The following is a 14,443-nucleotide window of genomic DNA, read 5'->3' on the forward strand; positions in this document are numbered from 1 at the left end:
TGGGGGTGCGGGGGCGCTCAGGCAAGCCCCGTTAACAGGGAAACGCGCTCAGCGCGAGCGCGGCAGGTCGGTGACGGTCGGCGGAATGGCCGGTGCAGGTGCCGGCACGGGCGGTGATGGGGTCTTGTCGCGGCTGCGCTCGATCACTTCCACCTTCGGCTCCTTCCATGGACCGGTCACCTTGTAGGTACGGGCGCCGATCTCGCCCAGCGGCTTGGACAATACCGCATTGGTGGCCGCACCCAGCGCGGCGCCCACCGGGCCACCGGCCACCGCACCGACCACGGTCAGCAGGTTGCCCGCGCGCGGGTTGACGTCGATGGTCTGGTCGAACTGCTGGTTGCGCAGGTCGGCCTGGCCACGGATGGTGATGTTGGCCGCGGGGCCTTCGATCAGCACCTTGTCGGTGCGCGCCATGCCCTGGCCGAACTGCATGCTGCCGTCGATCTGGTTGAACGCGAAGCCCTTGGAGAAGAAGTCGCGGAAGTCGAACATCAGCCGCCGCGGCAGCTGCGCGACGCTGAGCAGGCCCAGCACGCGGCCGGCGCCCGGATCCAGCTCCAGCAGCTGGCCATTGCGCGCGTGCAGGTCGAGGCTGCCCTGCAGGTTGCCCAGCTGGAAGTCCGACGGACCACCGCTCCACGAGGCCTGCAGCTGCGCCTGGCCGGAACCGCCACGCAGCTGGCCACCGTAATCGAGGTTCTGCATCAACCCGCCCAGGTCTTCGCTGCGCACCTGCGCGGTCAGCTCGGTACGGGCACCACCGGTACGGCCCAGCCAGCGGCCGCTGATGTCGATCTCCTGGTCCGGCGCACGGAAACGCAGCTCGTCCACGTTCAGGCCATTGGCCAGCGGTCGCGTGCGCAGTACCGCCTGGCCCAGCACCACCTTGCCGAACTTCAGGTCGGCAATGTCCAGCGCGAACGGCGGCAGCTTGGCCGGATCCATGTCATTGGCACCGGCCTGCACCCGCGCCGGTGCGGCCGGCGCACCCGGTGCCGCCGGCAGTGACTGCCAGTGCACGCGGTCAAGCTGGCCACTGATCGTGCCACCCTCGGCATTGGGGACGGTCAGGCGCCCGGCCAGCGACGGGCCGTCCAGGCGCACATCCAGTGCCTGCGGGCCCGGATGCAGCTGCAGCCGGGTCTGCTCGAACACCCCGCCGATCAGCTTCAGCTGGCCGACCTGCACATCCACCGCACGCAGCGGCATGGCATCGTCGTCACCGCCGCCGCGCGCCAGGCTGATCCACTCCAGCGCATCCAGGGTCGGGCTGCGGCCATTGACCGACAGTCCGTTCGGTGGCGGCTCACGGTCGACATGATCGCTGCCCAGGGTGACCTGCACACCGGTCTGGTTGTTGTGGCTGCGTGCGGCCAGGGCCAGGCGCTGGCCGAAGGCCACATCGATGCGGCCGGCCCCCATCGGCAGCTGCGCGGCCACCGTGGTCGCCAGCGGCTCGGAGGCCGGCTTGTCCAGCGGCGCCGGCAGGTCCAGCCGGGTGCCGACCAGGTCCGAACTCAATCGCAGCTCGCTCGGCGGCGCCGGCGCGCCGGGGGCCACCTTGGGCAGGTTGACCGCGATGGTCCACGCCGAATTGCCGGAGATGTAAGGCTTGAGCCAGGCCATTTCCGGTGCACGGTCGATCAGTACGCCGGCATCAAGATGGGCCGTCAGCTGCGACTCGAAGGCCCGCGTGCTGTCGTGCACGTAGCCGCCGGCACGCAGGCTCAGGCGGCCGTCCTGGCCGAGGTGGCGCACCGCCAGGTCCTCGGCGCCGAAGCCGCCGTTGCTGTAGCGCGCCTGCCCATGCATGTTGTCGAAGGTCAGCTGGAAGCGCTTGTCGACCAGCTTCACGCCGGCCAGGTCGACCGTGCCCTGCAGGTGGCCCTCGCCTTCATCCAGGTGCAGCGGCTGCAGCAGGTCGAAGGTCACATGCGCCGGACCGCTGGCGACCAGGTTGTCCAGGGTGTCGCCGTAGTCCTTGTGCAACGGGCTCTGGCGCAGCATCGCCAGCAGCTTGCCGGCCTCGCTCGGCGCATCGGCGCGCACGTACAGCGGCTGGTGGCCGAAGTCCGGAATGCCGGCTTCGAACTTCTGCACCGCCACGCCCGCCAGGTCGCCCCGTCCACGCATGTCGAAGCCAGGGCCGATGAAGGCGATATCGGCATCGACCTGGCTCATCAGCGGCCAGTCGTGCTGGAACCGGATGTCGCCATTGGTGATGTGGCCGGTCGCCTCGAAGCGGCCATCGTTGTTGTCGAACGGCCAGTCGTCCAGGTCACCGGTGACCAGGCCGACGCCGCCGCGTACCTGGCCGCCGGCCAGCGCCATGTCCAGCCAGTCGGTGGCGCCCTTGCTCATCTTGGAGTGGATCCAGAAGCGCTTGGCCGCCGTCATCGGCACGTCGTCCAGCTTCGCGGCCAGCTGCAGCCACGGCCGCGTGCCATCGCCCTGGAACCAGACCCCGCCACGCACGTCGGCCGCGTAGTCGGTGCCTTCCACGCGCATGGCCGGCGTTCCGATCCGCCAACCGCCACCCTCGTCGCGCCAGCCCACGATCTGTCCGGCCAGGTGCAGGTCATGGCGCACGCCGAAGCCGGTCGGCCAATCGAACTGCAGCTGGCGTTGCGGCAGCAGCTGCAGGTTGAAGCCATCGGCATCGCCTTCGAAACGCCCGCCCAGGCCGCGCAGGCCCGGGGAATCGCCGACGCTGGCAAAGCCCAGCGACTGCAGCTCGCCCTGTGCCCACAACGGGCCATCGCGTTTGCCTGCCAGCTGCAGCTCGCGAATGTCCAACTGTGGCTTGGACAGGAACAGCCAGTGCCGCAGCCCCGGCTCAAGGAGACTGCTCAGGGCCAGTCCGCGCAGCGCGGTTCCGGCCTGCACCGCACCGGCGTTCACCCGCAGCTGCTGGCCGACCTGGAGCTGCAGGCCATCGAGCTGCTGTTCGCCGTCTTCGGTCTTCAGTTGCAGGCGCGGCACCAGCAGCGCCCAGCCATCGGCCTGGCGCTGCCAGCGCAGGCGGGCCTGCAACCGTTGCAGCTGCAGCTGGGGTGCCGCCACGCCGGGCATCGGGGCGCCGTCGATACGCACGTCCCGCAGGTCCGAATCGGTGGTCAACGCCACCGGCGCGAAATCACGCAGGGTCAGCCACAGGTTGAGCTCGCCCTTGCCCTCGCGCAGGCGCACACCGCCGGCCGCCAGCAAGGGCGACCAGGCATGGAAATCGACCGGGTCGGCACCCAGCCAGGCCTGGCCGTTGCCGCGCATGCGGTCCACGTCCAGTACCGCGGTCAGCGGCAGCGCTTCGGCCTGCGCCCAGGCGCGTACACCCACGCGCAGGCGATCGCCATTGACCCGCATGCGCAGGTCGATGCGCGGCAGCGTGGTGTCGATGCCCAGCGCTGGCGCGTGCACGCCCAGGTGGCCCCCGATCACCTGCAGCTCGCCCAGCCGGCGCAATGCATCCAGCGGATCACCGCCGTTGTCGGACTGCGGCAGCCCCCGCACCGTCCAGCGTCCGTCCTCGCCCTGCTGCAGGTCCAGCGCCAGGCCACGCAGGCGCAGCTCGGTCAGCGAGCGCCCGGGCAGCAGCCCGCTGTACATCGATACCAGCACCTCGGCCTCGCCGATCGCCAGACCCTGCCCGGTGCCGATGCGCAGGCCCTTCAGCTGCAGCAGCGGGCCACGACGGGTCCAGGCTGTCTGCAGCTGGTCGAAACGCACCGGTTGGCCGGCACGCTCACTCAGCCAGGCGGCAATCCTGTCGGGATGTCGCTCGGCCAGCGGCAGCAGCTGGCTGAGCGTGCCCACCAGCAGTGCAAGCCCGACCAGGCCCACCGCACAGGCGGCAATGAAATGACGGCGGATCCTTCGCAGTCGCAGGCGCGGCGGCGCGCTCATCGGCCACCGCCGGCCTGCAGCCGGCGAGGATCAGAGCAGAACGACATCGAATTGCTCCTGCAGGTACTGCTCGTCCGCCTGGAAGCGGATGCTCTTGCCGAGGAACTCTTCCAGCTCGGCCACCGCCGAGGATTCCTCATCGGTGATGCGCGCGACCACCTTGGTCGATGCGATCACCAGCAGGCGCGCAGCATCGAACTGACGCACGGCACGGGTGATCTCGCGGAAGATCTCGTAGGTCACCGTCTCGGTGGTCTTGATGCTGCCGCGGCCGCTGCACTGCGGGCAGGTCTCCGACAGCTGGCGTTCCAGGCTTTCCACCGTGCGCTTGCGGGTCATCTCCACCAGGCCCAGCGGCGAGAAATCATAGACCGTGGTCTTGGCATGGTCGCGGGCCAGCGCCTTTTCCAGCGTGCGCAGCACCTGGCGGCGATGCTCCGCATCATCCATGTCGATGAAGTCGATGATGATGATGCCGCCCAGATTGCGCAGCCGCAGCTGCCGCGCCACCGCCTGCGCCGCTTCCAGGTTGGTGCGGAACACCGTTTCTTCCAGGTTGCGCTGGCCGAGGAACGAACCGGTGTTGACGTCGATGGTGGTCATCGCCTCGGTCTGGTCGATCACCAGGTAGCCACCGGATTTCAGCGGCACCTGCTTGTCCAGCGCGCGGCCGATCTCGTCCTCCACGCCGAACATGTCGAAGATCGGGCGGTCACCGGAATACAGCTCCAGCTTCTCGGCCAGCACCGGCATGTACTTGGCGACGAAGGCCTGCAGCTGGCCGAAGGTCTCCTTCGAGTCCACCTTCACCTTGTCCACGTCCTTGCGGATCAGGTCGCGCACCGACCGCAGCGGCAGGCTCAGGTCTTCATAGATGATGCTGCACGACGGCGCTTCGCGGCCGCGGCGTTCGACCACGTTCCATACGCGCGACAGGTAGGCGATGTCCTCGGCGATGGCCTCGGCCGGCTGGCCTTCGGCGTTGGTGCGCACGATGTAACCGTAGCCACCATGCTGCGCCGACAGTTCAGTCACCAGCGCCTTCAGGCGGGCGCGCTCGGTTTCGTCCTCGATGCGCGCCGACACGCCCACCACCTTCGACTGCGGCAGCAGCACCATGTAGCGCGAGGGAATGCTGATCTGCGTGGTCAGGCGTGCGCCCTTGGTGCCGATCGGGTCCTTCACCACCTGCACCACGATGTCCTGGCCGTCACGCAGCAGCTCGACGATCGGCACGCTGGCCGGCGGCGGCAGGGTGGTGTTCTCGGTGTCGGCGCTGGCCACCGGTGCCGGGCGCACCACGTCGTTGGCGTGCAGGAATGCGGCGCGCTCCAGGCCGACTTCGACGAAGGCGGCCTGCATGCCGGGCATGACCCGCTGTACCTTGCCCTTGTAGATGTTGCCGACCACGCCACGGCGCCAACCGCGCTCGATGTGCAGTTCCTGCAGCATGCCATTTTCGATCACCGCAACCCGGGTCTCGCGCGGGGTCACATTGACCAGGATTTCCTCAGACATCGGCAGCCTCCCTGGCGGCATCGGCAGTGGGGGCCGGCACGCCGCAGCGCGCCAGCAGACGATCGGTGTGCAGCAGCGGCAACCCCATGACGCCGGAGTAGCTGCCGGAAAGGTGTTCGATCCAGCGTTCGGCCCCGCCCTGGATGGCGTAGGCACCGGCCTTGTCCAGCGGCTCGCCGGTGGCGACATAGGCAGCGATGTCGGTGGCGTCGATCGGGGCGAAGGTCACCTCGGATATGACCAGCTCGCTGTCCAGGCCGGTGGCATCGACCACCACCACCGCGGTCATCACCTGGTGGGTGCGCCCGGCCAGTCGCGCCAGCATCGCCCGCGCGTCGGCGGCATCGGCCGGCTTGCCGAAGACCTCGCCCTCCAGCACCACCTCGGTGTCCGACCCGAGCACGCGTGCCTGCGGGTCGTCGGCCAGCACCTGGGCCAGGCCGGCGCGCGCCTTGTCGGCGGCGACCCGGCACACGTACTGCTCGGCACTTTCAGTCGCCGCGCGCTGCTCGACGACCTCCAGGTCAAGGGCCTGGAAGGGGCGTCCGAGTCGGGCCAGCAGCTGGTTGCGTCGGGGGGAGCGGGAAGCAAGATAGAGCATCGGCACAGCATAACCTGAGGCCGCCACCTGAATCGTCGGCAACCCGTTACGGAACGCGTACAACCCCGAACAGGCTCACAGCGCGTTCATCGCTACGACACCACCCTCACTGCCACAACAAGGAGATCCCATGCGCCTGACCGCCACCCCGCTGCTGCTTGCCCTGTCCCTTGCCCTTGGAACCTCGATGACCGCCCATGCCGCTCCGTCGTCGCCGTCGATCGCCGCCGCGGCCGAAGGCACCCTGCTGAACATTTCGGCCAACGCCGAGGCGACCCGCGTGCCGGACGTCGCCACCCTGTCGGCCGGCGTGGTCACCCAGGCCGCCGACGGCAACAGCGCCATGCGCCAGAACGCCCAGCAGATGGACAAGGTGCTGGCCGCGATCAAGGCCGCCGGCATCGCCGAGCGCGATGTGCAGACCAGCGGCGTCAGCCTCAACCCGCAGTACCGCTATGCCGACAATGAGGCACCGAAGATCACCGGCTACCAGGCCAGCAACACGGTCAGCCTGAAGGTCCGCGACATCGCCAAGCTCGGCAAGGTACTCGATGCGCTGGCCGCGCAGGGCGCCAACCAGATCAACGGCCCCAGCTTCGAGATCGACCAGCCGGAACCGGTCTATGACGAAGCCCGCCTGGCTGCCCTGAAGAAGGCCCAGGCCCGTGCCCAGACCTATGCCAAGTCGCTGGGCCTGCAGGTGCGCCGCATCGTCAGCATTTCCGAGAACAGCAACGGCGGTTTCCGCCCGATGCCGATGATGCGCACCATGGCCGCCGGTGCGGCGATGGACAAGGCCACCCCGGTCGCACCGGGTGAATCGACCGTCTCGGTCAACCTGGACGTGGTGTTCGAACTGGGCCGCTGATCGCGTCCACCACGGCCGGCACAGGCGGGTCCCGCAGGGGGCCCGCCTTTTTCATGCGCGGTGCCGGCGCTGGCTGAAGGCCAGCCCAACGATCATGCCCCTGCCTCTAGGCAGTGGCCGCCATGCCGCGCTACTGATGGACTGCCAGCCGCGTGCGGCAACCCCGCCACGGGCCCTGGTGCGTTGAGGACTTCGTCACTGGCATGGAGGTGGATCATGGTTCGTACGTATCCCGTTGCATCCCCGCACTTCGACCCCGCCCGCGTAGCCGCCTGGAGTGCGGCGATCGCCCTGCATCTGCTGGCCTTCCTGTTGTTGCTCATCCCTGCGACCTACCAGGCCGTGCAGGCCCCGCGTGACAAGACCCCGATCCGGCTGATCGAGAAGATCCCGCCGCCGCCGACACCGCCGGTTCCGGTCCCGCCGAAAGAGATCGTCCAGGTGGTGCCTAAACCGCGGACGCAGCCGGTGGTACCGCCACTGCCCGCCCCCACCGCGACCGTGGAAGAGACGCAGGGCATCGCGTTGCCGGCCGCCGAACCGGCCCCGCCGCAGCTGGCGCCCAGCATCGACACCTCCACCCCATTGGCCGGCGCCCAGCTGCAGTACCGCAGCGCCCCGCCGCCGAGCTACCCGATCCAGTCCCTGCGCAATCACGAACAGGGCACGGTGCTGTTGCGGGTGGAAGTGGACATCCAGGGTCAGCCCGTGGCCGTCAGCGTCGAGCGCAGCAGCGGCTCGCGCAACCTGGACCAGGCCGCCCGCCAGCAGGTGCTCAAGCACTGGCGCTTCGAGCCTGCCCAGCGTGACGGCGTGGCGGTTCCGGCCATCGGCATGGTGCCGGTGCAGTTCTCGCTGCCGGACTGAGCGACCCCACCGGCCCGGCCTCGCGCCGGGCCGGCCCCTGCCGCAGCCGTGGGGAATGCGGACAGACGGGGACCAAGCGTTACCGATTAAGCAAAAATTCACGACTTCGTCACCTGTTGGAAACCTAGATTGGCGCGTCCCGGTATCAATCCGGCGACAGCCCTCAACGCTACGGTTTTCCAGTTAGGAGAGAAGCTGTGAAACACCCGATCCAACGGCCCGCCAGCCGCCGCCGCACCACCCTGGCATCGTCAATCACCCACATCCTCACCGGCGGCGCCCTGCTGCTGGCCGGCGCCGTCGCTTCCTCCTCCGCCTTCGCGCAGGAAAAAGCCACCAACCTCGACCGCATCACGGTCACCGGCTCCAACATTCCCCGCACCAACACCGAGACGCCGTCGCCGGTGCAGGTGGTGAGCCGCCAGGAGATCGACCGCAGCGGCAAGACCACGCTGGCCGAGTACCTGCAGACCATCACCGCCGATGGCGCGGGCTCCATTCCCAAGACCTTCGGCAATGGCTTCGCCGGTGGCGGCGCCGGCATCTCGCTGCGCGGCCTCGGCGCCGGCTCGACGCTGGTGCTGTTGAATGGCCGACGCATGGCGACCTACGGCCTGGCCGACGACGGCCAGAAGGTGTTCACCGACCTCAGCACCATTCCGCTCGATGCCGTCGAACGCGTGGAAGTGCTGAAGGACGGCGCCTCGGCGATCTACGGCTCCGACGCCATCGCCGGCGTGGTCAACATCATCCTGCGTAGCGACTTCGAGGGTGCGATCCTGCGCGCGTCCTACGGCTTGTCCGGTGACAGCGACGGCGATACCAAGAAGGCCACCCTGACCGCCGGTACCGGCGACCTGTCCAAGGATGGCTGGAACGCATTCTTCAGCCTGGATGTCGGCAAGTCCGACGCGATCAAGATCAGCGACCGCAAGAACCGCAAGTGGATCGGTACCGGCGATACGCGCCCGTGGGGCTATGACGCCACCGATGCGCAGTTCCTCGGCGGCGCCTACCTCAGCGGCCGTACCAACGGCGGCGTCGGCCCGAACGGCTCGGTGTTCAACAATGATGCGCCGTCGCCGCACCTGGTCGCCCTGCCGGGCTGCGCCAACCTGAGCACCATTCCGGGCCAGACCGAAGCCTCTTCGGCGGCCCAGGGCTGCCTGTGGGATCCAGCGCAGCAGTATCGCGACCTGACCCCGGAAGAGAAGTACATCAACGTGTTCGGCCGCGCCACGTTCGCCTTCGGCGAAGGCGGCGAGATCTACACCGAGATCGGCTACTCGAAGAAGGAAACCATCTTCAGTAATACCCCTTCCGGCGTGTCCGGTGGCTGGGGCTTCCCCGGCGGCCCGAAGAACGCCAGCAGCGGTGACGGCGCGACGATGCTCTATGCCGGGCATCCGGACAACCCGCTGCCGTATGCGGCGCGCCTGCGCTACAGCGCGTGGGACGTCGGCCCGCGCGTGACCGACAACACCAATGAGTTCAACCGCTTCCTGGTCGGCGTCAAGGGCAACTGGGGCGACTGGAGCTACGACACCGCCTACCTGCATTCGGGCACCGACCTGGTCAACAAGCGCACCGGCTTCCTGCGTTACAGCTCCGTGCTGTGCGCGCTGGGCAATCCGAACTGCGCCGGCGGTACATGGCGCATCGGCGACAACGCCAACCTGAACTCGCAGGCACTGTACGACTACATCTCGCCAACCATCAGCGCGCGTGCCAAGTCCAGCCTGGACATGTTCGACTTCACCGTGTCACGCAGCCTGGCCGACCTCAAGGGTGGCCCGCTGGGCCTGGCCATCGGTACCGAGTGGCGCAAGACCAGCAACAGCCTGACCCCGCAGACCTACACCGACCAGGGTGACATCATCGGCCTGGGCTACTCGGCCTACGACGGCACCCAGAACGTGTACGCCGGCTACGTCGAGTTGTCCGCGCCGGTGCTGGAACAGCTGGAACTCTCCGGCGCGGTGCGTTACGACAAGTACGAAAGTGGTGAAGGCAAGGCCACACCGAAGCTGGGCGTGAAGTGGACCCCGGCCGACTGGATCGCCCTGCGCGCCAGCTACGCCGAAGGCTTCCGCGCGCCGAACCCGGCCGAGAACGGTGACGGTGGCCTGGCCGCCTTCTCCAATGCCCGCGATCCGGTGCGCTGTGCCATCGATGCAGACGAGTGCACGCCGCGCTCGATTGCGATCATCACCCGCCCGAACAAGGACCTGAAGCCGGAGGAGTCCAAGAGTTACTCGGTGGGCCTGGTGCTGCAGCCGACCTCGACCACCTCGATGACCGTCGATGCCTGGCAGATCAAGCGCACCAACGAGATCGTGCAGGGCAACACTGCGGCCGCCATCCTCGCCGGCAACGTGCTGCGTGACTCCAACAACATCGGTGGCGTGCCCAATTCCGGCAGCATCCTGGCCGTCAACACCGGCTACGTGAATGCCAGCTCGTCGCGGGTCCGCGGTATCGATACCGATATCCGCCAGACCTTCGATATCGGCCCGGGCCAGCTGGAGCTGGACCTGCAGTGGAGCCACATCCTGAAGTTCGAGCGCACCGAGGACGGTGAGACCGTCGACTATGCCGGCACGCACGGCAACTGCGACGTGACCAACTGCATCGGTACGCCGAAGGACAAGATCAACTTCGGCACCACCTGGAAGCAGGGTGCGTGGAGCGTCAGCGGTGTTGCCAACTACATCAGCAAGATGGACAACACCGACAAGCGCGGCGGCGACTACCAGGCGTCCTACGAGGATGGCACGCCGGTGACGAAGATCTCTTCGTTCACCACCTTCGATCTGTCCGGCCGCTGGAACATCACTGATTCCTTCGAGCTCAATGCCTCGGTGGCCAACGTGTTCGACCGCATCGCACCGCTCGACCCGACCACCTACGGTGCGGTGAACTACAACCCGATGCACTTCTCCGGTGCGCTGGGCCGTTACTTCACCGTGGGCGCCAAGTACACCTTCCGCTGATCCATCGCGGCGCGTCACCTGCAAAGGCCCGGGTTCACCCCCGGGCCTTTGCTTTTGCGCACACGCGGCAACGGCGATGATGCAGTCCCTGACCAGAGTTCCATCCATGCCCGCTTCCAACCAACGTCTCGGCCTGCCCGCGTTGACTGCACTGGTAGTCGGCTCGATGGTCGGCGCCGGCATCTTTTCACTGCCGCAGAACGTCGCGCGCAGCGCCGGCCCGGCCGCCGCCTTGATCGGCTGGGCGGTCAGTGGCGCCGGCATGCTGATGCTGGCCTTCGTGTTCCAGGCCCTGGCCAATCGTCGCCCCGACCTGGATACCGGCATCTACGCCTATGCGCGCGAGGGCTTCGGCAACTACATCGGCTTCTCTGCGGCGTGGGGCTACTGGGTGGCGTCGGTGCTCGGCAACGCCAGCTTCTTCGTGCTGATCTTCAGTGGCCTCGGCCACTTCATACCGGTCTTCGGTGAAGGCAATACACCCGCCGCCGTGGCCGCTTCATCACTGCTGCTGTGGACCGTGCACCTGCTGGTGCTGCGCGGCCTGCGCACGGCCGCCATCGTCAACGGCCTGGTGACCGTGGCCAAGCTGCTGCCGATCGCGCTGTTCCTGATCCTGGCGGCAGGCGCGTTCCGCATGGACGTGTTCCGTGCCGATTTCCTCGGCAGGCCCGCACTCGGCGACCTCGGCCAGCAGCTGCGCGGCATGATGCTGGTGACCGTGTGGGTGTTCATCGGCATCGAAGGCGCCAGCATCTATTCGCGGCGTGCCGCGCGACGTGCCGACGTCGGCCGTGCCACGGTAATCGGTTTCCTGGGGGTCTGGCTGCTGCTGGTACTGGTCAGCCTGCTGTCGATGGGCGTGCTGTCGCAGGCAGAACTGGCCGGGCTGCCCAATCCGTCGATGGCCTATGTGCTGCGCGCCATCGTCGGCGAATGGGGCGCAACGGTGATCATCATCGGTTCGATCATTTCAGTACTCGGTGCACTGCTGGCGTGGGTGCTGCTGTGCGCCGAAGTGCTGTACGCCGCGGCCGGCGACGGCACCATGCCGGCCTTCCTCGGCCGCGAGAATGCGCGCGGCGTGCCGGCCAATGCGCTCTGGCTGAGCAACGGCCTGATCCAGCTGTTCCTGCTGCTGGTGCTGGTCAATTCGGGCAGCTACACCGGGTTGGTGTTGCTGGCCGCGTCGATGAGCCTGGTGCCCTACTTCCTGTCCACCGCGTTCGGCGTGCAACTGGCCTGGCGTGGGCAGGCCTATGCCGGGGAACCAGGCGTGCGCTGGCGCGATTTCGTGGTCGCACTGCTGGCCAGCGCCTATGCGCTGTGGCTGGTGTATGCCGGCGGCCTGGACAACCTGCTGCTGTCGGTACTGCTGTACGTGCCCGGCGTGGTGTTGTTCGCATTGACCCGGCGCCAGCGCGGCGAGCAGGTGTTCACGCGCTGGGAGTGGGTCCTGTTCGGCGCGATCCTGGCGGTGGCGATCGCCACGCTGGTGGCGTTCTGCAAGGGTGACCTGAAACTGTAGCGCGGGGCCTACGTTCGGCTCTACAAGGACCTGGGCAACATGCCGATATCCTGCATCCAGCGCTCGGCCAGCCGCGGCCACGCCGCGACCGGTGCATCCTTCAGGCGCAGCCCGAACGCGTGGCCGCCGCGTGCGAACAGATGCATTTCCACCGGCACGCCCGCGTCGACCAGGGCACGGTAATAGGCCAGTGATTCGCGCACGTCGTCGGTGCGATCGTCGGTGGCCTGCGCGATGAACGTCGGCGGTACCTTGTCATCCACGGTGATGTCCCTGACCAGCGACAATCCCTTTCCGTGCCCCGCCCACAGGTGCCCGGAATACATCACCATCGCGAAATCGGGGCGGCTCGGCTGCTCATCCGCCGCATCGACCGGCGCGTAGCTGCGCAGCGCGTGCGTGCTCAGTCCCGCCACCACGTGACCACCGGCGGAAAAGCCGATCACCCCGATCCGCTTCGGATTGATTGACCAGCGCCCGGCCTGTGCGCGCAGCAGGCCCATTGCACGCTGTGCATCCTGCAGGGCCATCGGCACCTTTGGAATGTCGCGGCAGTTGCACTCGGGGTCCCAGTTCGGGCCTGAGGCTGGCACCCGGTACTTCAGCAATGCACAGGTGATGCCCTGTGCGACCAGCCAGTCGCAGATCTCGCTGCCTTCCAGGTCCATCGCCAGCACCCGGTAGCCTCCGCCAGGCACCACCATCACCGCGGTGCCGGTGGCCGGCCCCTTCGGCGGAAACACGGTGAGGGTCGGCACAGCGACGTTCTGCAGCATCATCCAGTGTTCGCCACTGGCTTCGGAGGTCACTTCGCTGACCTGCTCGGGCCCCTTCAACTTCGGCGGCGCGCTCACCGTGCCCTGCGGCCACAATGGAAGCTCGGTAGTGCCCTGTGGTGGATGCCAGGTGGAAGGCGCGGCCTTCGTTGTGGCGAACGGCACCATCGCAAGCAGCAGGGAACCCATGAGCAGGCGTGCGCGCACAATCAACATCCGTAGTCGATGACGCTGCATTGTAGAGTCGAGCCATGCTCGACTGACGCAGCGCGATGCTACAACACGGCAAAAAAAAACCTGCATCTCGCGATGCAGGTTTTTCAAGGTGGCGCCCGAAGTTGGACTCGAACCAACGACCCCCTGATTAACAGTCAAGTGCTCTAACCGGCTGAGCTATTCGGGCAGACGACTAGTATAACCACTCTTCACGCGCGATGGTAGGGGTGATTGGCAATCATTGCGGCGGCCCGATACAACTGCTCGGCCACCACCAGGCGCACCAGCATGTGCGGCAGCGTCAGAGGTCCGATCGACCACTTCTCATCGGCCAGCGCGGACACCTCCGGCGAATGCCCTTCCGGGCCACCAATCAGGAACGCCAGGTCGCGGCCCTGCCCGCGCCAATGCTCCAGCCGCTGTGCCAGCTGTTCGGAACTCAGCTGCCGCCCCGGCACATCCAGTGCCACCACATAGGCGTTCTTCGGCAGCGCAGAGATGACCCGCCTGCCTTCATCTTCAGTGGCGCGGCGCGGATCACGCCCCTTGCCGCGCAGGCCGGGCTCGATTTCCACCAGCTCGAACGGCAGCCAGTGCGACAGCCGCTTCTGGTACTCGGCGAAGCCCTGCGCGACCCAGCTGGGTGCGCGTTCACCGGTGGCGATCAGGCGGGCTTTCATCTACACGGTCCTCCAAAACGTCGACGGCGCCATCGGCGCCGTCGAAGGGATGCATCAACGTGCGGCTCAGGCCACTTCGTCGTCGCTGGACGGCGGCTGGTCGCCAACGGTCCACAGGCGCTCGAGGGCGTAGAACTCACGCACGCGCGGCAGCATCACGTGAACGATCACGTCGCCCAGGTCGACCAGCACCCACTCGGCTTCGCGCTCGCCTTCAACACCCAGCGGCATCACGTCGATGTTCTTGGCGAAGCGCACGACTTCATCGGCGATCGACTTGACGTGGCGGGTCGAGGTGCCCGAAACGACGATCATGTAGTCGGCAACGCTGGACCGGCCGCGCACGTCGATCTCGACCAGGTCCTTGGCCTTCAGGTCTTCGGTGGCTTGGCGGACGCTGGCCAGCAGTTCCGGCACGGACGGCGGCGGGCTGGGCAGATCGACCTTGATGGTCTGGGGCTGGGTCTGGTTGCTCAAAGTGGATCGACTC

At 67.5% G+C, this 14,443-nt stretch carries 10 protein-coding genes and 1 tRNA gene; 4 read left to right on the forward strand and 7 right to left on the reverse strand.

Features of this window, described 5'->3' with window-relative positions; all coding sequences use genetic code 11:
• Nucleotides 1–48 precede the first annotated feature (48 nt).
• Genes DFO63_RS05845 through DFO63_RS05855 form a run of 3 tightly spaced genes read right to left on the reverse strand, consistent with a single transcriptional unit; the run spans nucleotide 49 to nucleotide 6,025 of the window.
• Nucleotides 49–3,906, reverse strand: a complete 3,858-nt coding sequence (locus DFO63_RS05845) for a YhdP family protein (RefSeq protein WP_119006583.1) — start codon at nucleotides 3,904–3,906, stop codon at nucleotides 49–51.
• A 30-nt stretch (nucleotides 3,907–3,936) separates the two neighbouring features.
• On the reverse strand, nucleotides 3,937–5,424 hold the full coding sequence (gene rng / locus DFO63_RS05850) for a ribonuclease G (RefSeq protein ID WP_005418079.1): 1,488 nt from the start codon (nucleotides 5,422–5,424) through the stop codon (nucleotides 3,937–3,939).
• Entirely contained in the window at nucleotides 5,417–6,025 is a 609-nt protein-coding gene (locus tag DFO63_RS05855) for a Maf family nucleotide pyrophosphatase (RefSeq protein WP_101765885.1), read from the reverse strand. Before DFO63_RS05855 ends, rng begins: the two co-directional genes overlap by 8 nt.
• Before the next feature lie 130 nt (nucleotides 6,026–6,155).
• On the opposite strand from DFO63_RS05855, the gene DFO63_RS05860 reads away from it, so the two are divergent.
• The 4 genes from DFO63_RS05860 (at nucleotide 6,156) to arcD (ending at nucleotide 12,281) form a co-directional block, all read left to right on the forward strand.
• Nucleotides 6,156–6,893, forward strand: a complete 738-nt coding sequence (locus tag DFO63_RS05860) for an SIMPL domain-containing protein (protein WP_101765886.1) — start codon at nucleotides 6,156–6,158, stop codon at nucleotides 6,891–6,893.
• A gap of 216 nt (nucleotides 6,894–7,109) precedes the next feature.
• A complete protein-coding gene (locus DFO63_RS05865) occupies nucleotides 7,110–7,760 on the forward strand; it encodes an energy transducer TonB (protein ID WP_119006584.1) in 651 nt (216 codons plus the stop codon).
• Between the two features lie 197 nt (nucleotides 7,761–7,957).
• On the forward strand, nucleotides 7,958–10,753 hold the full coding sequence (locus DFO63_RS05870) for a TonB-dependent receptor (protein ID WP_119006585.1): 2,796 nt from the start codon (nucleotides 7,958–7,960) through the stop codon (nucleotides 10,751–10,753).
• A 106-nt stretch (nucleotides 10,754–10,859) separates the two neighbouring features.
• Nucleotides 10,860–12,281, forward strand: a complete 1,422-nt coding sequence (gene arcD / locus DFO63_RS05875; RefSeq protein ID WP_119006586.1) for an arginine-ornithine antiporter — start codon at nucleotides 10,860–10,862, stop codon at nucleotides 12,279–12,281.
• Between the two features lie 20 nt (nucleotides 12,282–12,301).
• Here arcD and DFO63_RS05880 read toward each other — a convergent pair whose 3' ends face one another.
• The 4 genes from DFO63_RS05880 to rsfS form a co-directional block, all read right to left on the reverse strand.
• Entirely contained in the window at nucleotides 12,302–13,273 is a 972-nt protein-coding gene (locus DFO63_RS05880) for an alpha/beta hydrolase (protein WP_182474390.1), read from the reverse strand.
• 110 nt (nucleotides 13,274–13,383) lie between these two features.
• A tRNA-Asn gene (locus DFO63_RS05885) sits at nucleotides 13,384–13,460 on the reverse strand.
• A 22-nt stretch (nucleotides 13,461–13,482) separates the two neighbouring features.
• Nucleotides 13,483–13,953 carry a 23S rRNA (pseudouridine(1915)-N(3))-methyltransferase RlmH gene (rlmH, locus tag DFO63_RS05890; protein ID WP_014038029.1) on the reverse strand — a complete coding sequence of 157 codons (471 nt, stop codon included), beginning with the start codon at nucleotides 13,951–13,953 and terminating at the stop codon, nucleotides 13,483–13,485.
• Between the two features lie 66 nt (nucleotides 13,954–14,019).
• The gene (rsfS, locus tag DFO63_RS05895) at nucleotides 14,020–14,430 is read right to left on the reverse strand and encodes a ribosome silencing factor (protein ID WP_005418109.1); all 411 of its coding nucleotides are present in this window, start codon (nucleotides 14,428–14,430) and stop codon (nucleotides 14,020–14,022) included.
• Between the last annotated feature and the right edge of the window lie 13 nt (nucleotides 14,431–14,443).

Source organism: Stenotrophomonas sp. AG209 (genome assembly GCF_003550055.1).
Lineage (GTDB): Bacteria > Pseudomonadota > Gammaproteobacteria > Xanthomonadales > Xanthomonadaceae > Stenotrophomonas.

Bases quoted from the DNA above. Each gene is read 5' to 3' on its own strand.
- DFO63_RS05845 (WP_119006583.1), bottom strand. From the start codon at position 3,906: ATGAGCGCGCCGCCGCGCCTGCGACTGCGAAGGATCCGCCGTCATTTC.
- rng (WP_005418079.1), bottom strand. From the start codon at position 5,424: ATGTCTGAGGAAATCCTGGTCAATGTGACCCCGCGCGAGACCCGGGTT.
- DFO63_RS05855 (WP_101765885.1), bottom strand. From the start codon at position 6,025: ATGCTCTATCTTGCTTCCCGCTCCCCCCGACGCAACCAGCTGCTGGCC.
- DFO63_RS05860 (WP_101765886.1), top strand. From the start codon at position 6,156: ATGCGCCTGACCGCCACCCCGCTGCTGCTTGCCCTGTCCCTTGCCCTT.
- DFO63_RS05865 (WP_119006584.1), top strand. From the start codon at position 7,110: ATGGTTCGTACGTATCCCGTTGCATCCCCGCACTTCGACCCCGCCCGC.
- arcD (WP_119006586.1), top strand. From the start codon at position 10,860: ATGCCCGCTTCCAACCAACGTCTCGGCCTGCCCGCGTTGACTGCACTG.
- DFO63_RS05880 (WP_182474390.1), bottom strand. From the start codon at position 13,273: ATGTTGATTGTGCGCGCACGCCTGCTCATGGGTTCCCTGCTGCTTGCG.
- rlmH (WP_014038029.1), bottom strand. From the start codon at position 13,953: ATGAAAGCCCGCCTGATCGCCACCGGTGAACGCGCACCCAGCTGGGTC.